Annotated in this window: 18 protein-coding genes and 1 tRNA gene; 3 read left to right on the top strand and 16 right to left on the bottom strand. The window is 72.3% G+C overall.

Annotated elements, in window-relative coordinates; translation table 11 throughout:
• Window positions 1-38: 38 nt before the first annotated feature.
• From ruvB to pgsA, 10 genes are all read right to left on the bottom strand, one after another.
• The gene (gene ruvB, locus FHX78_RS29050; protein WP_145870354.1) at window positions 39-1,109 is read right to left on the bottom strand and encodes a Holliday junction branch migration DNA helicase RuvB; all 1,071 of its coding nucleotides are present in this window, start codon (window positions 1,107-1,109) and stop codon (window positions 39-41) included.
• 27 nt (window positions 1,110-1,136) lie between these two features.
• Window positions 1,137-1,742 (bottom strand): Holliday junction branch migration protein RuvA, encoded by a 606-nt coding sequence (gene ruvA, locus FHX78_RS29045; RefSeq protein ID WP_145870353.1) that lies wholly within the window; start codon window positions 1,740-1,742, stop codon window positions 1,137-1,139.
• A complete protein-coding gene (gene ruvC / locus FHX78_RS29040) occupies window positions 1,739-2,305 on the bottom strand; it encodes a crossover junction endodeoxyribonuclease RuvC (protein ID WP_145870352.1) in 567 nt (188 codons plus the stop codon). The genes ruvA and ruvC overlap by 4 nt, the downstream gene beginning before the upstream one ends.
• 126 nt (window positions 2,306-2,431) lie before the next feature.
• Window positions 2,432-3,184 (bottom strand): YebC/PmpR family DNA-binding transcriptional regulator, encoded by a 753-nt coding sequence (locus tag FHX78_RS29035; RefSeq protein WP_145870351.1) that lies wholly within the window; start codon window positions 3,182-3,184, stop codon window positions 2,432-2,434.
• Window positions 3,185-3,232: 48 nt separating this feature from the next.
• Complete coding sequence (gene pdxT / locus FHX78_RS29030) at window positions 3,233-3,841, bottom strand: pyridoxal 5'-phosphate synthase glutaminase subunit PdxT (protein WP_145870350.1); 609 nt, start codon at window positions 3,839-3,841, stop codon at window positions 3,233-3,235.
• Between the two features lie 6 nt (window positions 3,842-3,847).
• Entirely contained in the window at window positions 3,848-4,759 is a 912-nt protein-coding gene (gene pdxS, locus FHX78_RS29025; protein ID WP_145870349.1) for a pyridoxal 5'-phosphate synthase lyase subunit PdxS, read from the bottom strand.
• Between the two features lie 141 nt (window positions 4,760-4,900).
• Complete coding sequence (locus FHX78_RS29020) at window positions 4,901-5,443, bottom strand: LemA family protein (RefSeq protein ID WP_145870348.1); 543 nt, start codon at window positions 5,441-5,443, stop codon at window positions 4,901-4,903.
• A 142-nt stretch (window positions 5,444-5,585) separates the two neighbouring features.
• The gene (locus FHX78_RS29015; protein WP_145870347.1) at window positions 5,586-6,749 is read right to left on the bottom strand and encodes a glycosyltransferase family 4 protein; all 1,164 of its coding nucleotides are present in this window, start codon (window positions 6,747-6,749) and stop codon (window positions 5,586-5,588) included.
• The gene (locus tag FHX78_RS29010) at window positions 6,746-7,687 is read right to left on the bottom strand and encodes a phosphatidylinositol mannoside acyltransferase (protein ID WP_145870346.1); all 942 of its coding nucleotides are present in this window, start codon (window positions 7,685-7,687) and stop codon (window positions 6,746-6,748) included. The genes FHX78_RS29015 and FHX78_RS29010 overlap by 4 nt, the downstream gene beginning before the upstream one ends.
• The gene (gene pgsA, locus FHX78_RS29005) at window positions 7,684-8,355 is read right to left on the bottom strand and encodes a phosphatidylinositol phosphate synthase (protein ID WP_145870345.1); all 672 of its coding nucleotides are present in this window, start codon (window positions 8,353-8,355) and stop codon (window positions 7,684-7,686) included. Before pgsA ends, FHX78_RS29010 begins: the two co-directional genes overlap by 4 nt.
• Window positions 8,356-8,651: 296 nt before the next feature.
• Between pgsA and FHX78_RS29000 the strand changes: the two genes are divergently transcribed.
• Both FHX78_RS29000 and FHX78_RS28995 read left to right on the top strand, forming a co-directional pair.
• Window positions 8,652-10,850, top strand: a complete 2,199-nt coding sequence (locus tag FHX78_RS29000; RefSeq protein ID WP_145870344.1) for an elongation factor G-like protein EF-G2 — start codon at window positions 8,652-8,654, stop codon at window positions 10,848-10,850.
• 240 nt (window positions 10,851-11,090) lie between these two features.
• Entirely contained in the window at window positions 11,091-12,746 is a 1,656-nt protein-coding gene (locus FHX78_RS28995; protein ID WP_145870343.1) for a hypothetical protein, read from the top strand.
• Between the two features lie 147 nt (window positions 12,747-12,893).
• Here FHX78_RS28995 and FHX78_RS28990 read toward each other — a convergent pair whose 3' ends face one another.
• The 4 genes from FHX78_RS28990 to FHX78_RS28975 form a co-directional block, all read right to left on the bottom strand.
• Window positions 12,894-13,442: an HIT family protein gene (locus tag FHX78_RS28990; RefSeq protein WP_145870342.1), complete on the bottom strand. Its 549-nt coding sequence runs from the start codon at window positions 13,440-13,442 to the stop codon at window positions 12,894-12,896.
• Between the two features lie 81 nt (window positions 13,443-13,523).
• Window positions 13,524-15,500 carry a threonine--tRNA ligase gene (thrS, locus tag FHX78_RS28985; protein WP_145870341.1) on the bottom strand — a complete coding sequence of 659 codons (1,977 nt, stop codon included), beginning with the start codon at window positions 15,498-15,500 and terminating at the stop codon, window positions 13,524-13,526.
• A gap of 91 nt (window positions 15,501-15,591) precedes the next feature.
• Window positions 15,592-16,818 carry a hypothetical protein gene (locus FHX78_RS28980; RefSeq protein ID WP_145870340.1) on the bottom strand — a complete coding sequence of 409 codons (1,227 nt, stop codon included), beginning with the start codon at window positions 16,816-16,818 and terminating at the stop codon, window positions 15,592-15,594.
• Entirely contained in the window at window positions 16,815-17,381 is a 567-nt protein-coding gene (locus FHX78_RS28975) for a DUF4365 domain-containing protein (RefSeq protein WP_145870339.1), read from the bottom strand. Before FHX78_RS28975 ends, FHX78_RS28980 begins: the two co-directional genes overlap by 4 nt.
• Window positions 17,382-17,549: 168 nt before the next feature.
• Here FHX78_RS28975 and FHX78_RS28970 point away from each other — a divergent pair, with 168 nt between their 5' ends.
• The gene (locus FHX78_RS28970) at window positions 17,550-18,275 is read left to right on the top strand and encodes a 3'-5' exonuclease (RefSeq protein ID WP_145870338.1); all 726 of its coding nucleotides are present in this window, start codon (window positions 17,550-17,552) and stop codon (window positions 18,273-18,275) included.
• An 84-nt stretch (window positions 18,276-18,359) separates the two neighbouring features.
• Here FHX78_RS28970 and FHX78_RS28965 read toward each other — a convergent pair.
• Together FHX78_RS28965 and FHX78_RS28960 are read right to left on the bottom strand one after the other, a co-directional pair.
• Window positions 18,360-18,431, bottom strand: a tRNA-Val gene (locus tag FHX78_RS28965).
• Window positions 18,432-18,470: 39 nt separating this feature from the next.
• The gene (locus tag FHX78_RS28960) at window positions 18,471-18,920 is read right to left on the bottom strand and encodes an SRPBCC family protein (protein ID WP_145870337.1); all 450 of its coding nucleotides are present in this window, start codon (window positions 18,918-18,920) and stop codon (window positions 18,471-18,473) included.
• Between the last annotated feature and the right edge of the window lie 25 nt (window positions 18,921-18,945).

The raw sequence follows: 18,945 nt of genomic DNA, 5'->3' as shown, positions 1-18,945 counted from the left end.
TGGCACCGGGGTTCCTGCCTGGGCCATCGTCCTCGCCGTCACGCCCCGAACAGGTCCCCTTGTCCGTTTCCGGCGGAGTGGGCGCGGGGCGGGGTGAGGCCGAGGTGGGCCCATGCCGCCGGGGTGGCGACCCGTCCGCGCGGGGTGCGGGCGAGCAGGCCCTCCCGGACCAGGAAGGGCTCCGCCACCTCCTCCACGGTCTCACGCTCCTCCCCCACCGCGACGGCGAGCGTGGACAGGCCGACCGGTCCGCCGCCGAACAGCTTGAGCAGGGCCTCGAGCACGGCCCGGTCCAGCCGGTCCAGGCCGCGGGCGTCGACCTCGTAGACCGCGAGGGCCGCCGCGGCGATGTCCCGGGTGATCACCCCGTCGGCCTTGACCTGCGCGTAGTCGCGGACGCGGCGCAGCAGGCGGTTGGCGATGCGGGGGGTGCCGCGGGAACGGCCGGCGATCTCGGCGGCGCCGGCCGCGTCGATCTCCACGTCGAGCAGGCTCGCCGAGCGGTGGACGACCCGCTCCAGCTCGGCCGGCTCGTAGAACTCCATGTGGGCGGTGAAGCCGAAGCGGTCGCGCAGCGGGGGCGGCAGCAGGCCGGCCCGGGTGGTGGCGCCGACCAGGGTGAAGGGCGGCAGTTCCAGGGGGATGGCGGTGGCGCCGGGGCCCTTGCCGACGATGACGTCGACGCGGAAGTCCTCCATCGCCATGTAGAGCATCTCCTCGGCGGGCCGGGACATGCGGTGGATCTCGTCGAGGAAGAGGACCTCGCCCTCCTGGAGGGAGGAGAGGATCGCCGCGAGATCGCCGGCGTGCTGGATGGCCGGGCCCGAGGTGATGCGGATGGGGGCCTCCATCTCGGCGGCGATGATCATCGAGAGGGTGGTCTTGCCGAGGCCGGGGGCGCCGGAGAGCAGCACGTGGTCGGCGGTGGCGCCGCGCGCGCGGGCGGCGCGCAGCACCAGGTCGAGCTGTTCGCGGACCTTCTCCTGGCCGATGAACTCGCCCAGGTCCTTGGGGCGCAGGGCGGCCTCCACGGCCTGGTCCTCACGGTCGGCGACAGAGCCCACGAGCCGGTCGCCGGCGGGCGTGTCGGTCGTGTCGTCCCAGTTCATGTGCGTATGCCTCGGCTCTCCGTAGGGCTATCGGGCGCGGTTCAGCGTCTGCAGGGCCGCCTTCAGCAGCTGCCCCACCTGGGGGGTGCCCCCGGCGGCCTCCGCCTGGGGGGCCACGGCGGACACGGCCTCGTCGGCCTCGCGCGTGGCGTAGCCGAGGCCGATGAGGGCGGCGTGCAGCTGGTCGCGCCAGCCGGTGGTGACCGGCCGGCCGACGGCGGGTGCGCCGACGGGTTCGCCGAGGCGGTCCTTCAGTTCGAGGAGGAGCTTCTGGGCGCCCTTCTTGCCGATGCCGGGGACGGCGGTGAGCGCCTTCTCGTCCCCTGTGGAGACGGCTCGGCGCAGGGCGTCGGGGGTGTGCACGGCGAGCATGGCCTGGGCGAGCCGGGGTCCGACGCCGCTGGCGGTCTGCAGCAGCTCGAAGACCTGGCGCTCGTCGTCGTCGGCGAAGCCGTACAGGGTCAGGGAGTCCTCGCGGACGACGAGGGAGGTGGCGAGCTGCGCGGGCTGTCCGACGCGGAGCGTGGAGAGCGTGTTCGGCGTGCACTGGACGGCCATGCCGACGCCGCCGACCTCGACCACCGCGGCGTCGGGGGCGAGGGCGGCGACCGTGCCGCTGACGAAGGCGATCATGTGGTGCGGCCTTTCGATGCGTGCGGGGCGGTGGGCGGCTGGGCCGCTTTCGCGGTGTGCAGGGCGACGGCCTGCTGGAGGCGGTTCTGGGCGGGGGCGCGCCAGATGTGGCAGATGGCGAGCGCGAGGGCGTCGGCGGCGTCGGCGGGCTTCGGTGGTGCGGCGAGCCGCAGCAGCCGGGTGACCATGGCGCCGACCTGCGCCTTGTCGGCGCGGCCCGAGCCGGTGACGGCGGCCTTGACCTCGCTGGGGGTGTGCAGGGCGACGGGGATGCCGCGGCGGGAGGCGCACAGGATGGCGACGGCGCTGGCCTGGGCGGTGCCCATCACGGTGCGCACGTTGTGCTGGCTGAAGACGCGCTCCACGGCGACGAACTCGGGCCGGTGTTCGTCCAGCCACTGTTCGAGCCCCTGCTCGACGGCGACGAGGCGGTGGCCGAGGTCGGCGTCCGCCGGTGTGCGCACCACTCCCACGCCGAGCATGGTGAGCGGTCTGCCCGCGACACCCTCCACGACGCCGACGCCGCAGCGGGTCAGCCCCGGGTCCACCCCCAGTACGCGCACGCCGAGCCCTGCCTTTCGATCGCCTGTTTGTGCAGGCTATCGGGTGCCACCGACAACGCCCGGCAAGGGAACGGGCCGACGGGAACGTCCCGTCGGCCCGTCGAGCCGTTGCAGCCCTCGGCGACGTCAGGCGTCGACCTTCTCCATGATCTCGTCGCTCACGTCGAAGTTGGCGAAGACGTTCTGCACGTCGTCGCTGTCCTCCAGGGCGTCGATCAGCTTGAAGATCTTCTTGGCGCCCTCCTCGTCCAGCTCGACCTGCATGGTCGGGACGAAGTTGGCCTCGGCGGAGTCGTAGTCGATGCCGGCGTCCTGGAGGGCGGTGCGGACCGCGACCAGGTCGGTGGCCTCGCTGAGCACCTCGAAGGACTCACCGAGGTCGTTGACCTCCTCGGCGCCCGCGTCCAGGACGGCGGCGAGGACGTCGTCCTCGCTCAGCTCGCCCTTGGGGACGATCACCACGCCCTTGCGGTTGAACAGGTACGACACCGAGCCCGGGTCGGCCATGGAGCCGCCGTTGCGGGTCATCGCGACACGGACGTCGGAGGCGGCGCGGTTGCGGTTGTCGGTGAGGCACTCGATGAGCACCGCGACACCGTTGGGGCCGTAGCCCTCGTACATGATGGTCTCGTAGTCGGCGCCGCCGGCCTCGAGACCGCCGCCGCGCTTGATCGCGGAGTCGATGTTCTTGTTCGGCACCGACTGCTTCTTGGCCTTCTGGACGGCGTCGTAGAGGGTGGGGTTGCCCTCCAGGTCGACACCGCCCATCCGCGCGGCGACCTCGATGTTCTTGATCAGCTTCGCGAAGAGCTTGCCGCGCTTGGCATCGATCACGGCCTTCTTGTGCTTCGTCGTGGCCCATTTAGAGTGGCCGGACATCTGCCTGTCTCCTTCGCGTAACCCATCTCTGCAACGAACGCAGGAATCCTACAAGGACTCGGCCGCCCGGTTCGCGCGCACCATGTCGACGAACAGGCCGTGCACGCGGTGGTCCCCGGTGAGTTCCGGGTGGAACGACGTGGCCAGGGCGTTGCCCTGGCGGACCGCGACGATGTGGCCGTCGTGCTCGGCGAGCACCTCGGCGGCGGCGCCGACGGACTCCACCCAGGGGGCGCGGATGAAGACGCCCTCCACCGGATCGCCGGTGACGCCCCTGACGTCGACCGCGGCCTCGAAGGACTCGTTCTGCCGTCCGAAGGCGTTGCGGCGCACGATCATGTCGATGCCGCCGACGGTCTCCTGCCCGGAGCGCGGGTCGAGGATCTTGTCGGCCAGCATGATCATGCCGGCGCAGGTGCCGTAGACGGGCATGCCGTCGCGTACACGCGCGCGCAGGGGTTCCATCAGGCCGAACAGGACGGCCAGCTTGGAGATCGTGGTGGACTCGCCGCCCGGGATGACGAGGCCGTCCACCTCGGCGAGTTCCTCGGGGCGCCGCACCTCCCGGGCCGCGGCGTCGGCCGCGGCCAGGGCGGTGAGGTGCTCCCGTACGTCGCCCTGGAGAGCCAGGACGCCTATGACGGGTGCTTCGGTCATGAGGGGTTACCAGCCGCGGTTGGCGTAGCGCTCGGCCTCGGGGAGGGTGTCGCAGTTGATGCCGACCATGGCCTCGCCCAGGTTGCGGGACGCGTCCGCGATGATCTTCGGGTCGTCGTAGAAGGTGGTGGCCTTGACGATGGCGGCGGCGCGCTTGGCCGGGTCGCCGGACTTGAAGATGCCGGAGCCGACGAAGACGCCCTCGGCGCCGAGCTGGCGCATCAGCGCGGCGTCGGCCGGGGTGGCCACACCGCCGGCGGAGAACAGCACGACCGGGAGCCTGCCGAGCCCGGCGACCTCCTTGACCAGCTCGTACGGGGCGCGCAGCTCCTTGGCGGCGGCGTACAGCTCGTTGTTGTCGTAGCCGCGCAGGCGGGCGATCTCGTTCTTGATCTGGCGCAGGTGGCGCACGGCCTCCACGACGTTGCCGGTGCCGGCCTCGCCCTTGGAGCGGATCATGGCGGCGCCCTCGGCGATGCGGCGCAGGGCCTCGCCCAGGTTGGTGGCACCGCAGACGAACGGGGTGGTGAACGCCCACTTGTCGGAGTGGTTGACCTCGTCGGCCGGGGTGAGGACCTCGGACTCGTCGATGTAGTCGACGCCGAGGGACTGCAGCACCTGGGCCTCGACGAAGTGGCCGATGCGGGACTTGGCCATCACCGGGATGGACACGGCGTCGATGATGCCCTCGATCATGTCCGGGTCGGACATCCGGGCCACGCCGCCGTCCTTGCGGATGTCGGCGGGGACCCGCTCCAGGGCCATGACGGCGACGGCGCCGGCGTCCTCGGCGATCTTCGCCTGCTCCGGCGTGACGACGTCCATGATCACGCCGCCCTTGAGCTGCTCGGCCATGCCGCGCTTCACGCGCGCGGTGCCGGTCTCGGGACCCTGGTTTTCGGTGAGCGTGCTGGACACGAATGACCTCGCTGAGGGGAAAGAGGGGGTTTCTGCAGCACCGAGGAAACGTGAGCGGAGCAGTCCACAGCAAGGGCCAATGGGAAGGCGGTGGATCCTTTTCGGTCGGCGGCATCCGCGGGGCGTGGCCGGAAACGGCCCCTATGCGGCCCGTTCGATCAGGGCGGCCGGCGGCTCGTCGTCCATCTCGAAGGCCATCGGGAAGGGCGCGTGTCCCGCCAGCCGGAACCAGCGCACCTTGCGGTGCCGGCGCAGCGCCCGCGCGGCCCGCACCGCGTCGTTGTGGAAGCGGCGGGCCATCGGCACCCTGCGCACGGCCTCGGCGAGTTCCAGGGCCGCGTCCTCTCCCCCGGGCGCCTCCCGGACCGCGTCCACCTGCTGGGCGTCGGCGAAAACGGCGCGCAGCGCCTGGCTCAGCTCGCTCTCGGCGACCTCGCGCTGTTCCTCCACCGCCTGCCGCGCGGCGTGCGCCGCCTCGTACAGCACGATCGAGGCGGCCGGGTCGAGCACTCCGGAGGTCGCCAGCTCCTGCGCCACCGAGGCGCGGCGCAGCAGCTGCGCGTCGAGCGCGGCACGGGCGGCGTCGATCCGGGCGTGCAGCCGGTCCAGCCGCCCCGCCGTCCAGCTCAGGTAGAGGCCGATGGCGACGAGGGCGACGAGGATCCAGATGAGGGTTGCGGTCACGGGCGGAAGGCTAGTACCGCCGGGCCCCGGTTCCGAGCCGGGGGCCGCTCCCCCGCCCCCTCCCAGCGGCGGCCCGCCGCTCCGCGGCGCCCTCCCGCCGGCTCCCGCCCCGGCTGCCTCGCCGCGCGGCGACGGCGTCGTCCTAGTCCCGGGCCAGCCCGAACCTGGCGCGCAGGCCCGTCGCGCGGTCGTCCGCCGCCACGGCCGCCGCACCCGCCGTCACGGTCTCGTAGACCGACAGGATGTCCGCGCCGACCGTCGACCAGTCGAAGCGGCGGACGTGGGCACTGCCGTGTTCGCGCAGCTCCGCGCGGCGCTCCGGGTCCGCCAGGAGGCGCAGGGCCGCCTCGGCGAGCGCGTCCGCGTCCTCGTTGGCGAAGAGTTCACCCGCCGCGCCCCGGTCGAGCACCTGGGCGAACGCGTCGAGGTCGGAGGCGAGCACCGGCGCGCCCGCGGACATCGCCTCGACCAGGATGATGCCGAAGCTCTCGCCGCCGGTGTTGGGGGCCACGTACAGGTCGACGCTGCGCAGGAAGCGGGCCTTGTCCTCGTCGCTGATCATGCCGAGGAACTCCACGCGCGGGCGGAGCTCGCGGGGCAGCGACTCGACCGCCTCCTCCTCGTCGCCGCGGCCGGCGACCAGCAGCCGGGTCTGCGGGCGGGCGGCGAGGATCTTCGGCAGGGCCTTCATCAGTACCGGCAGGCCCTTGCGGGGCTCGTCGATGCGGCCGATGAAACCGATGGTGTCGCCCTGCCACTCCGGTCTGGGCTCGGCCTTCGCGAAGAAGTCGACGTCGACGCCGTTGGGGATGACCACCGCGTCGCCGCCCAGGTGCTCGACAAGGGTGCGGCGGGCGTACTCGCTCACCGCGATCCGGGCGCTGATCTTCTCCAGGGCGGCCTGGAGGATCGCGTACGCGGCGATCATCGCGCGGGAGCGCGGGTTGGACGTGTGGAACGTGGCGACGATCGGCCCCTCGGCCGCCCAGCAGGTCAGCAGGCCCAGCGAGGGAGAGGTCGGCTCGTGGATGTGGACCACGTCGAAGGCGCCCTCGTGGAGCCAGCGCCGCACCCGCGCGGCCGACAGGAAACCGAAGTTCAGCCGGGCCACCGAGCCGTTGTACGGCACCGGCACCGCGCGGCCCGCCGAGACGACGTACGGCGGCAGCGGGGTGTCGTCGTCGGCCGGGGCGAGGACGGACACCTGGTGGCCGAGGCGGATGAAGTACTCGGCCAGGTCGCGGATGTGGAACTGGACGCCGCCGGGCACGTCCCAGGAGTACGGGCAGACGATGCCGATCCTCACGAGGTGCCCTCCCGGTCCTGCCCGGGGGCCGTCGCCTGATCCCGCGCGGGGTCGAGGTCCTTCAGCCACAGCCGTTGCAGCATGTGCCAGTCCTCCGGGTGGTCGGCGATCCCCGTGGCGAAGGCATCGGCCAGCGCCTGTGTCATGACAGACGTCCTCTCGGCCCGCGTACCTGACTCGGGGACCTCGACCGGGGGATGGACCCGGCCCCGCATCACCGGCGAGTCGTCGTACCAGAGGGTCACCGGCAGCAGCCGCGCCCCGGTCTGCTGGGCGAGCAGGGCGGGGCCGGCCGGCATCCGGGCGGTCTCGCCGAAGAACCGCACCTCGACGCCGGAGGCGGACAGGTCGCGGTCGGCGACCAGGCAGACCAGCCCGCCGTCGCGCAGCCGCCGGGCCAGCGTGCCGAAGGCGGAGCCTCCGCTGTGCGGCAGCACCTCCATGCCCAGGCCCTCGCGGTAGGCGACGAACCGGTCGTACAGCGTCTCCGGCTTGAGGCGCTCGGCGACGGTGGTGAACGGGATGCCGAGCCGGGTGGTGACCCAGGCGCCGGCCAGGTCCCAGTTGGCGAGGTGGGGCAGCGCAAGGATCACGCCCTTGCCGGCCGCCATGCCGTCGGTCAGGTGGTGCAGGTCCTTGACGTCGATGCCGTCCGCTATGCGCTCGGCGCTCCAGGCGGGCAGCCGGAAGGACTCCATCCAGTAGCGCAGGTACGACCGCATCCCCGCGCGGGAGAGCTCGGCGAGCCGCTCGGGGCCCGCGTCCGGCACCACGCGCGCGTAGTTGCTCTCCAGCCGCAGCACGCCCTTGCCGCGCTGCTTCCAGGCGAGGTCGGCGATGGTCCGGCCGAGGCGGACGGCGACCGGTTCGGGAAGTCGCTTGACCGTGCTCCAGCCGGCGCCGTAGAGGGCGTCGGTCAGGCGCTCCTGGGCGCTCACTTGGCGGCCTCGCTCCCCTGGGGCTCCTGCGACTCCGCGGCCTCCGCCTCGGCGGACTCCCGGCGCACGGTGACGACGCGCTGGATCAGCGTGACGAGGCTGCCGACGGCCACGATCCACAGGGCGACGGGCAGCAGGTACTGGATGCCGGGCACACCGAACGCGTGCAGGCCCGCGAGGCCGGCCGCGACCAGCGAGACCACCAGCCGCTCGGCCCGCTCGACCAGCCCGTTGACCGCGACCGGCAGACCGATCGACTCGCCGCGCGCCTTGGTGTACGACACCACCTGGCCGCTGGCCAGGCAGAAGATCGACACCGCGCACAGGACGGTGTCGTTGCCGCCGCCCGCGTACCACAGGGCGAAGCCGCCGAAGATCGCCCCGTCGGCGACCCGGTCGAGGGTGGAGTCGAGGAAGGCGCCCCAGCGGCTGGAACGCCCCAGCTGGCGCGCCATGTTGCCGTCGACGAGGTCGGAGAACACGAACAGCGTGATGACGACCGTGCCCCAGAAGAACTCGCCCATGGGGTAGAAGACCAGCGCGCCCGCGACCACACCCGCGGTGCCGATGAGCGTGACCGTGTCGGGGCTGACCCCCCGCCGGATGAGAAACGCGGCGAACGGTGTGAGGACACGCGTGAAGAATGCACGCGCGTACTTGTTCAGCATGGCCTTCCCGACGGTCGGTGGGCCGCGTGGCCCCACTGGCCACCCGGCGGGCCCAATCGTAGCCACGCGGGCGCGGGGGCGGTGGCGGGGCACCCGGGCGCCGCCGCCGAGCCCCGCCGCCGGGACGGCCCGCACCGCCGTGAGCTGGCCGAACGCCGGGATCACGTCCTTCGTATGGACGCGCCGTGACGGGAGTGGAAAGCTCGAATGACCGCGGGCGTCGCCGGAGCCGCACCGCACGCGGATTCCGCGGGTCCGCGCCCACAGTGACCTCACCGTGCACGGGAGGCAGGATCATGGGCGACAAGGCGCACACACACCCCGGAGCCGCCGGCAGGGCACAGGCGGCCGACCACCCCGCGTCCGTACGGAATGTGGTGCTGGTCGGCCACTCCGGATCGGGCAAGACGACGCTGGTGGAGGCTCTCGCGCTGACCGCGGGAGCGGTGAACCGGGCGGGCCGCGTGGAGGACGGCGGCACCGTCTCCGACTACGACGAAATCGAGCACCGGCAGCAGCGCTCCGTCCAGCTGTCGCTGGTGCCCGTCGAATGGGACGGCATCAAGGTCAATCTGCTGGACACCCCCGGATACGCCGACTTCGTCGGGGAACTCAGGGCCGGTCTGCGGGCGGCGGACGCGGCCCTGTTCGTCGTCTCCGCCTCGGACGGCGTGGACGGCTCGACCCGGATGGTGTGGGACGAGTGCGCGGCCGTCGGCATGCCGCGCGCCATCGTCGTCACGCACCTGGAGGCGGCCCGCGCCGACTTCGAGGAGATGACGCGGGTCTGCGCGGAGACCTTCGGCGCGGACGACCCCGACGCCGTGCTGCCGCTGTACCTGCCGCTGCACGGCCCGGCCGGGGCCGACGGGCACGCGCCCGTGACCGGCCTGACCGGACTGCTGTCGAAGAAGCTGTTCGACTACTCCACCGGTGAGCGCAAGGAGTCCGAGCCGGACGAGGAGCAGTCGCCGCTCATCGAGGAGGCGCGCAACCGGCTGATCGAGGGGATCATCGCCGAGAGCGAGGACGAGACCCTGATGGACCGCTACCTCGGCGGCGAGCAGGTCGACGTCAGGACGCTGATCGAGGACCTGGAGCGGGCGGTCGCGCGCGGGGCGTTCTTCCCCGTCCTGGCCGCCGCCCCGGCCGCCGAGGGCGCCCGCCAGGGGCTCGGCACGGTGGAGCTGCTGGAACTGATCACGCGCGGTTTCCCGACCCCGCTGGAGCACGGCACCCCGGGCGTGACCACGGTCGACGGCCGGCCGCGCGAGCTCCGGCCGTGCGACCCCGACGCACCCCTGGTCGCGGAGGTCGTGAAGACCTCCTCGGACCCCTACGTGGGCCGGATCTCGCTGGTCCGCGTGTTCTCCGGCACCCTGCGCGCCGACCAGACGGTGCACGTCTCCGGGCACGGGCTGGCCGACCGGGGCCACGAGGACCACGACGTCGACGAGCGGATCGGCGCCCTGTCCACGCCGTTCGGCAAGCAGCAGCGGCCGGTGTCGCACGTGATCGCGGGCGATCTCGCGTGCGTGGCGAAGCTGAGCCGCGCGGAGACCGGGGACACCCTGTCCGCCAAGGACGACCCGCTGCTCATGGAGCCGTGGGAGATGCCCGATCCGCTGCTGCCGCTGGCCATCCAGGCGCACAGCAAGCCCGACGAGGACAAGCTCTCGCAGGGCCTGGCCCGGCTGGTGGCCGAGGACCCGACGATGCGCCTGGAGCAGAACCAGGACACCCACCAGGTGGTGCTGTGGTGTCTGGGCGAGGCTCACGCGGACGTGGCCCTGGAGCGGCTGCGCAACCGCTACGGCGTCCAGGTCGACGTCGTACCGCACCGGGTGTCGCTCAGGGAGACGTTCGGCGGCAGGGCCGCCGGGCGCGGACGGCACGTCAAGCAGTCCGGCGGGCACGGCCAGTTCGCCATCTGCGAGATCGAGGTGGAACCGCTGCCCAACGGCTCCGGCATCGAATTCGTGGACAAGGTGGTGGGCGGCGCCGTGCCGCGGCAGTTCATCCCGTCGGTCGAGAAGGGCGTACGCGCCCAGGCCGTGAAGGGGGTCGCCGCGGGGCATCCGCTGATCGACGTGCGGGTGACGCTCCTCGACGGCAAGGCGCACTCGGTTGACTCCTCCGACGCCGCGTTCCAGACGGCGGGCGCGCTGGCCCTGCGGGAGGCCGCCGCGGACGCGAGGATCCATCTGCTGGAGCCGGTGGCCGAGGTGAGCGTGCTGGTCGGCGACGACTACGTCGGCGCCGTGATGAGCGATCTGTCCGGGCGACGCGGCCGGGTGCTCGGCACCGAGCAGTCGCCCGGCGGTCGCACCCTCGTCAGGGCCGAGGTCCCGGAGATCGAGATCGGCCGGTACGCCGTCGACCTGCGGTCCCTGTCGCACGGCACCGCCCGTTTCAGCCGCCGGTACGCGCGGCACGAGCCCATGCCGCCCCAGGTCGCGGAACGGGTCAAGGAGGAGGCGCGCAAGGCCTCGTAGGCCGCGCCGGCCCCGCCCGGGCCTGCGCCGGGCGCCCGCGGGGAGACCCGGCGGGCGCCCGCGCACGCGCCTCGGTTCCGGACGACTTCGGAACGCTTCACTCCGCACCTGGGGGCGGCTTGGGCCTTCCACCGACGGACGACAACGGCTGCGGATACGCTGAATACCTGATCAACAGGTGTGCACAGTACGGAAGTCGGGAAGGCCGCATGACGACAGTCGCGGCGATCGGGGGCGGGAATGACCGTTGAGAGCGGTTACGCGGATTTCTTCGGTCCGCAGGTACCGCGCACGGGCGACGAGGGGCAGACGCCGACGTTCGCGCTGGCCTCGGCCGCCTATCGGGACAACGAGGCCGAGGAGATACTCAAGGCCAACAACGAATGGCACAAATCGGCGGTGAGCAAGCCCCGGCTGGCGCTGTTCCGGCCGAACCTGGGCGAGGCGTTCTCCCGGGCGGTCATCGACCGGATGCTGGGCTCCGGCCGCGCGCCGCTCATCCAGTCCTTCGGCACCCAGCCGCAGGTGGTGGTGGAGCACGCGCTCGCGGCGCACCGCATCCGCCGGGAGCGCGACAACTGGCTGAGCGCGATCATGGTCCTGTGCGGGCTGCTGTTCCTGCCCGGTCTCCTCGTGTGGCTGCTGGTCTTCCAGATCCGCACGACGATGGCCAAGCGCGAGGACAAGCGGGCCGGCATGCTCGCGACCACCCTGCTGGTCGCGGTGGGCGGGCTCGCCGTGCTGTTCCTGATCCGCATGCCGTTCGACGGGTTCTGGGGCTGGTACGCGCGGGCGTCGGTGATCGCCCCGGTGGTGGGCTGGTTCTGGGCCAAGCGGATCTGCGAGCGCACCGCGCACGACCTGCGGGACCGCTGGAGCAGCCTGCTCTCCGGCAGCAGCGTCGGCGCCAAGGTGCCCGAGGCGGTGCCGAGCAGCCCCGGTGAGACGGCGGCCGAGGCGCTGCGCCAGTCCCTGGCCCGGCTCAGCGCCGAGCAGCAGTCCAACTCCGTGTTCTACGCCGGGCCCAAGGGCATACTCGGCATGGGCACGCGCTGGGGCAGCTGGCAGCTCGCCGAGGACCTGGTGCCGGCGGACCCGGGCCGGGAGATCAACCCGTTCCGCAGCTGGGACGTCGTCCGGGCCATCCACGACCAGCTGCGCATGCTGGAGCGCGGGCCGCTGCACACCGGAGGCTTCCCCAAGCCGTCGGTGCGCCACTGGATCGTCACCCCGATCGGTGAGAACGCCGGGTCGGTGTCCCGTCCCGACGGCACGGACGTCGAGGCGTACCAGGTCAAGCCGCACGCCGTGCAGGAGATCTGCAACAAGCAGCAGTTCGGCGCGGGCGACCGGCACTACCTGGGAGTGCAGTGGACGCTGTGGGACGGCCAGTTGGTGATCACCATGCTGATCACGGTGACCGTGCTGCACCAGACGCTGCGCATCGAGGTGACCGGGCACGCGCTGGGGCCGGTGCACTCGCTGTTCACCAGTGGTCCCGCGGCCAAGGAGAAGGAGGTCCAGAAGTCGATCCGGTTCTGGGAGACCCGGAAGGTCAAGCTCCCGCTGGTCGACTCGGACGAGGTGGTGCGCCTGGCCGCCCGGGCGCCGCTGACCTGGTACCCGCCGCTGCTGTACTGGCTCGGCGGCAAGCTGAGCCTGCCCGAGCCGTTCGGTCTGCGTCACGCGTGGGCGGACAAGCCGTGGCGGCACCGGTTCATGGCGGACGACGCGTTGCGTGCGGCGACTCCGGTGCTGCGGGTGGTGCACTCCGCCGCGATCAAGGTGCTGGAGGAGAACGGCGTGGACACGGCCAAGTTCGGTGCGCGGTCGTCGTCGCTGAGCACGGCGGTGCAGGACGCGGCGCCCAAGAAGGCCGACGTCTACGACGCCTGAGCCTCGTGAAGGTCGAGATGGGGGTGCCGGGGGTCTCGCCTCCGGCACCCCCGTCGGCCTGAACGACCCCGTCCGCGCTCGCCGGACGGGCCGGATGCCCCGGGGCCCGCGTCCGGTTCGGCCGGCCGGTGCGGGCCTTCGCCCCGGTCAGCCCGTCGGCCAGGCGTCCGCCAGCATCTTGCGGGTGTCCGCCAGGAGCTGCGGCAGGATCTTGGTGTGGCCGACCACCGGCATGAAGTTGGTGTCGCCGCCCCAGCGCGGCACCACGTGCTGGTGCAGGTGGGCCGCGATGCCCGCGCCCGCGACCGTGCCCTGGTTCATACCGATGTTGAAGCCGTGCGCGCCCGACGCCGTGCGCAGCGCCGTCATCGCCTGCTTGGTGAGCTCGGCGAGCTCCGCCGTCTCCTGCGCGGTGAGGTCCGTGTAGTCGGCCACGTGCCGGTAGGGCACCGTCATCAGGTGACCGCCGGTGTACGGGTACAGGTTGAGCACCGCGTACACACGCTCACCGCGCCGGAGGATCAGGCCGTCCTCGTCGGACTTGGCCGGGATCGCGCAGAAGGGGCAGCCGTCGTCGGCACCCGGGCCGCTGGGCTTGTTCTCGCCCTGGATGTACGCCATCCGATGGGGCGTCCACAGACGCTGGAACGCGTCCTGCGTGCCCACTCCCCACTGCTGCTCCGGCTCACTCGTCATGCGTGCAGCATATGGCGTGGCCGGGGGCCCGCGGAAAAGGCCCCCGGGATCGCCCGGGGGCCTTTCAGTCACTCCGTGCGGTCAGACCTGGGTCCGCTCCTCGACGACCTTGGCGATCTTCGCGAGGGCCTCGTCGACGGGGATGCCGTTCTCCTGCGAGCCGTCGCGGTAGCGGAAGGAGACGGCGCCGTTGGCCATGTCCTCGTCGCCCGCGATGACCATGAAGGGCACCTTCTGCTTCTGGGCGTTGCGGATCTTCTTCTGCATGCGGTCCGAGGAGGAGTCGACCTCGACGCGCAGGCCCTGCTTGCGGGCGGCGTCCGCGAACTTCTCCAGGTACTCGACGTGGGCGTCGCCGATCGGGATGCCGAGCGCCTGCACCGGCGCCAGCCACGCCGGGAAGGCGCCCGCGTAGTGCTCCAGGAGCACCGCGAAGAAGCGCTCGATCGAGCCGAACAGCGCGCGGTGGATCATGACCGGTCGGGTCTTGGAGCCGTCCGCGGCCGTGTACTCCAGGTCGAAGCGCTCCGGCAGGTTGAAGTCGAGCTGAATGGTCGACATCTGCCAGGTGCGGCCGATGGCGTCCTTGGCCTGCACGGAGATCTTCGGGCCGTAGAAGGCGGCACCGCCCGGGTCCGGGACCAGCGGCAGGCCCTGCTTCTCGGCGACCTGGCGCAGCGTCTCGGTGGCCTCTTCCCAGGCCTCGTCACTGCCGACGAACTTCTCCGGGTCCTTGGTGGACAGCTCCAGGTAGAAGTCGGTCAGGCCGTAGTCGCGCAGCAGGTTCAGGACGAAGGTGAGGGTCTTGTCGAGCTCCTCGGACATCTGCTCGCGGGTGCAGTAGATGTGCGCGTCGTCCTGGGTGAAGCCGCGGGCCCGGGTCAGGCCGTGCACCACGCCCGACTTCTCGTAGCGGTAGACCGTGCCGAACTCGAAGAACCTCAGGGGAAGTTCACGGTAGGACCGGCCGCGCGCGTCGAAGATCAGGTTGTGCATCGGGCAGTTCATGGGCTTGAGGTAGTAGTCCACGCCCTCGTCGAGCTGCATGGGCGGGTACATGCCGTCGGCGTACCAGTCCAGGTGGCCCGAGGTCTCGAAGAGCTTCCCCTTCGTCGCGTGCGGGGTGTAGACGAACTCGTAGCCCTCCTCCTCGTGGCGGCGCCGCGAGTAGTCCTCCATGACCCGGCGGACGATGCCGCCCTTGGGGTGGAAGACGGCGAGGCCGGAGCCGATCTGCTCCGGGATGGAGAACAGGTCGAGCTCGCTGCCCAGCTTGCGGTGGTCGCGCTTCTCGGCCTCGGCGAGGAACTCCAGGTGCGCCTTCAGCTCGTCCTTGGACGGCCAGGCGGTGCCGTAGATGCGCTGGAGCATCGGGTTCTTCTCACTGCCGCGCCAGTAGGCGGCCGCGTTGCGCATCAGCTTGAACGCCGGGATGTTCCGGGTGGTGGGCAGGTGGGGACCGCGGCAGAGGTCCTTCCAGCACAGCTCGCCGGTCTTGGCGTCCAGGTTGTCGTAGATCGTCAGCTCGCCGACGCCGACCTCGACGTCCGCGCCGTCGTCGTGCGAGGCGGAGCCCTTGAGACCGATCAGCTCCAGCTTGTACGGCTCGCCGGCCAGCTCCTCGCGGGCGGCGTCGTCGGTGACGACGCGGCGGGAGAAGCGCTGGCCGCGCTTCTGGATCTCCTGCATCTTCTTCTCGATGGCCTTGAGATCCTCGGGCGTGAAGGGCTTCTCCACGTCGAAGTCGTAGTAGAAGCCGTCCCGCACCGGCGGGCCGATGCCCAGCTTGGCCTCGGGGAACAGCTCCTGCACGGCCTGGGCCATGACGTGCGCGGTGGAGTGGCGCAGGATGTTGAGACCGTCCTCGGAGGAGATCTCGACGCCTTCGACGGTCTCGGCGTCCTCGACCTCGTAGGAGAGGTCCTTGAGCTCACCGGCCACGCGCGCGGCGATGACCGAGCGGTCGCCGGCGAAGAGCTCGGCGGCCGTAGTGCCCGTCGTCACCACGCGTTCTTCCCGCTCGGAATCGCGTTGGATGATCACACGGACGTCTGACACCGGTCTCTCCTGACTGAAGGGTGAGTGCGGCGCCATACCGGAGCGCACGCATGGGTGCGATCGTACCGACCCGGGAGCGCCCTCCGCGAAATCAGTCTCCGCAGTCCGGGCCGCAGGCCTCGCCGAAGTAGTCCAGGTGCTCCTGGAGAGCCTTCAGCAGCCGGTCCCGTTCGGCCTCGTCGACCTGCACCGGGGCCAGCTCTCCGGCGCCGGTGAGGCGGCGGAAGCCGCCCCGGCTCTCCAGCCGCCCGCGCACCCGCACCGGCAGCCCGACGAGGTGCGCGTGCCCGGCGATGCGGTAGTCCTCCTCGCCGAGCACGACCCGGACGTGGCCGACCTCGGCACCGGCCAGGACGCGCAGCCGGACCATGCCCTCGCCGCGCGGTCCCGACCGGTGCATCCGCACCACGGCGCCGGTGATCCGCACCGTCACGGACGGCTCCGCGTGCCGGTAGCGCCGGCCGGCCTCGCGCAGGACGGGCAGGTCGCCGGGTGAGAACTCGACGGGTTCCGGGGCGGCCGAGCAGCCCTCGGGCACGCCGGCCGCCGGGGCCCAGGCCACGCCGATCCGGGCGCCTTCCGTGCCCCGGACCAGGGCGACCAGGGCCTCGGTGAGCTCATGGCTGACGCCCACCGCGACGGCGGTGTCGAAGGCGTCCATGCCGCCGGTGGCGCGGCGGTAGTCGATGGCCTCGCGGGTGGCGTGCAGCGCGTGGTGCAGGCGGACGGCGAGGGAGCGGCCGGTGGTGACGGGGGCGAACGCGGTGAGCAGACGGCCGCCCGGTGCGGGCCCGACCAGGACGCTCTCCAGTACGGCCGCGGCGGAGCGGCGGTGCCGGGCGCCGTGGAACCCGGCCCGCGCGCGGGTGGCGAGCGCCGCGGCGAGCAGGGTCCTGCGGGCGGCGGAGCGCAGCCGCTCCTCCGCGGTCCAGGGGGTGGCGCCGCCGGGGCCCGCGGGTATGTCGCGCCACCACTGGATCTCGTCGCTGGGCACGGCGAGGGAGAGCAGGATCTCGCGGGCGGAGGCCGTACCGCTGCGGGACAGGGCGTGCAGGGCCTCGGTGAGCAGGTCCTCGCTGTCGGGGAAGGCGCGGCTCTCCGGCACCAGCAGGCTGGTGCCGGTGCCCGGTCCGGGCGGGGTCCAGCGGCCGTAGCGTCCGGCGGCGCCGCCGCGCCGCCGCCAGCCGTGCCGGTGCAGGAGGGCGGTGAGCACGGCGGGGTCGATGTCGGCGGCCTCGGGCGGCCGGCCGTCGAGGACGGCGTCGGCGGGGTGGGGGCGTACGGACCTCAGGGGTTCCCCGGTCGGGCGGTGCGTCACGGTGTTCCTCCCGTCCCGACCCGCGTCATGATCTCGCACAGCGCCCGGTCGTCGAAGATGCGTGCGGTGGGGATCCGCACGGTGGTGCGGGTGCGGCCGGTGAGCGGGTGTCCGGCCAGGTTGGTCCAGTAGCAGCAGTGCCGCAGGTCGAGCCGGTCGTGGCCGGCGCGCAGCCAGTCGTCCTGCGCGCGCGGCACGATCATCACGACCAGGATCTTGTGGACCGAGACCGGGGTGCGGGCGAGTTTCGCCAGGTGCGCGTTGTCGAGCGTGAAGGAGAAGGAGCGGCCCGGCGGGTTCGGGGCGACCTGGTAGGTCGCCTTCAGCTGCACCTTGATGGTGACCTCGTCGTCGACGGTGTGCCCGGCGGCGCTGTGGCTGACGTGCCAGTCGATGCCGTTGTCCGGAAAGGGCTGGGACAGCGAGCAGCCGGCGGCCGCCGCGACGGCGTGGAGGTAGCCGACCTGCAACGTCTCCATGCAGGCGGTGGTGGCGAGGGTGCCGCGAGAGGGTGGCGTGCGCTCGGGCAGCAGCCCGCCCCGTTCGGGCTGCGCGATGGCCATGGCCAACAGCCTTCCAGAACAGTGGTGTCCCCGGTGCGGGCCGCTGAACTGCGAGGACCCGTACTCCTGTTGTCTCCTTCCGGCGTACGGCGCAAACAGGCCGGGTATCACCGGTTCGGGCAGTGGACGGTGCGTCAACTGCCGATGGTGACCAAGGGGTTGGTGGGTATGGCGTGCTGGTACGAAGGGCCGCTGGCCGCTTTCGACACGGAGACGACGGGTGTGGACGTCGAGGCCGACCGGATCGTGTCGGCCGCGGTCGTCGTCCAGGACGCCCCGGGCGCCCGGCCGCGGATCACCCGCTGGCTGGTGAATCCGGGCGTGCCGGTGCCCGCGGCGGCGACGGAGGTGCACGGGCTGACGGAGGAACACCTGCACCGCAACGGCCGCTGGCCGGCGCCGGTGATGTACGAGGTGGCCCAGGCGCTGGCCGAGCAGGCCGCGGTGGGCCGCCCGGTGGTGGTGATGAACGCGCCGTTCGATCTCACGCTGCTGGACCGGGAGTTGCGCCGGCACCGCGCGTCGTCGCTGGACCGCTGGTTCGAGCGGTCGCCGCTGCTGGTGCTGGACCCGTGGGTGCTGGACAAGCACCTGGACCGCTACCGCAAGGGCCGCCGCACCCTCACCGACCTGTGCGCGCACTACGGCGTCGCGCTGGAGGACGCGCACGACGCGGGGGCGGACGCGGTGGCGGCGCTGGAGGTGACCCGGGCGGTCGGGCGGCGGTTCGCGTCCCGGCTGGAGCGGCTGTCCCCCGGCGAGCTGCACACCCTCCAGGCGGTGTGGCACGCGGCGCAGGCCCGGGGGCTCCAGGCGTGGTTCGCGCGCAACGGCGCGGAGGAGGTGGTGGACCCGGCCTGGCCGCTGCGTCCGGGGCTGCCCGCGGCGGCGTAGCGGGGCATCGGGGCGCTCCTGGCGCTCCGGTCGGGGTGCGGGAACAACAAAGCCGGTCCGTCGGGGACGGACCGGCTTTCCCGGTGGGCGATACTGGGTTCGAACCAGTGACCTCTTCGGTGTGAACGAAGCGCTCTCCCACTGAGCTAATCGCCCGGGAACGCACTGAACAATACAGGTCCGGGCGGGCTTCCTTCAAACCGCTTCCAGGTGGCGGGCCAGCCCGCGCCTCCCGGCCCGCATCATCACCGCGTGGTTGAGGCGGAAGACCGGCCGCCCCGGAACGGCGAGCCGCCGCATCAGCGGCTTGCGGACGTCCACCTCCTGGTCGTAGCGGACGAGGCAGCCGCCCGCCTCCCGTGCGGTGACGGTCCAGCGGGCCCAGCCCTCGAGGTCGCCGGAGATGCCGGCCTCCAGCACCCCGGCCGCCGGATCGCGGCGCCCCTCCCGCATCGTGAGGAACAGGTCGTACGGGAGGAGCGAGCGGATGCGGAGGCTGCCGCTGGTGTCGTCGAGCCGGGTGACGTCGCGCACCTGGGGCCACCACAGGGCGTAGTCCTCGATCCGCGCCAGGGTCCGGTAGACGACGGGTGCGGGCGCGGGCAGGGTCCACCGTGTGCGGAAGCGGTAGTGGTTCCAGTCCATGGACGGAGTGTGCCCGCCCGCGCCC

The sequence above is a fragment of the Streptomyces capillispiralis genome (genome assembly GCF_007829875.1).
In the GTDB taxonomy this organism is placed as follows: Bacteria; Actinomycetota; Actinomycetes; order Streptomycetales; family Streptomycetaceae; genus Streptomyces; species Streptomyces capillispiralis.
Note: the sequence above shows the minus strand (reverse complement) of the source record. Positions and strands in the feature narration are given on the sequence as shown.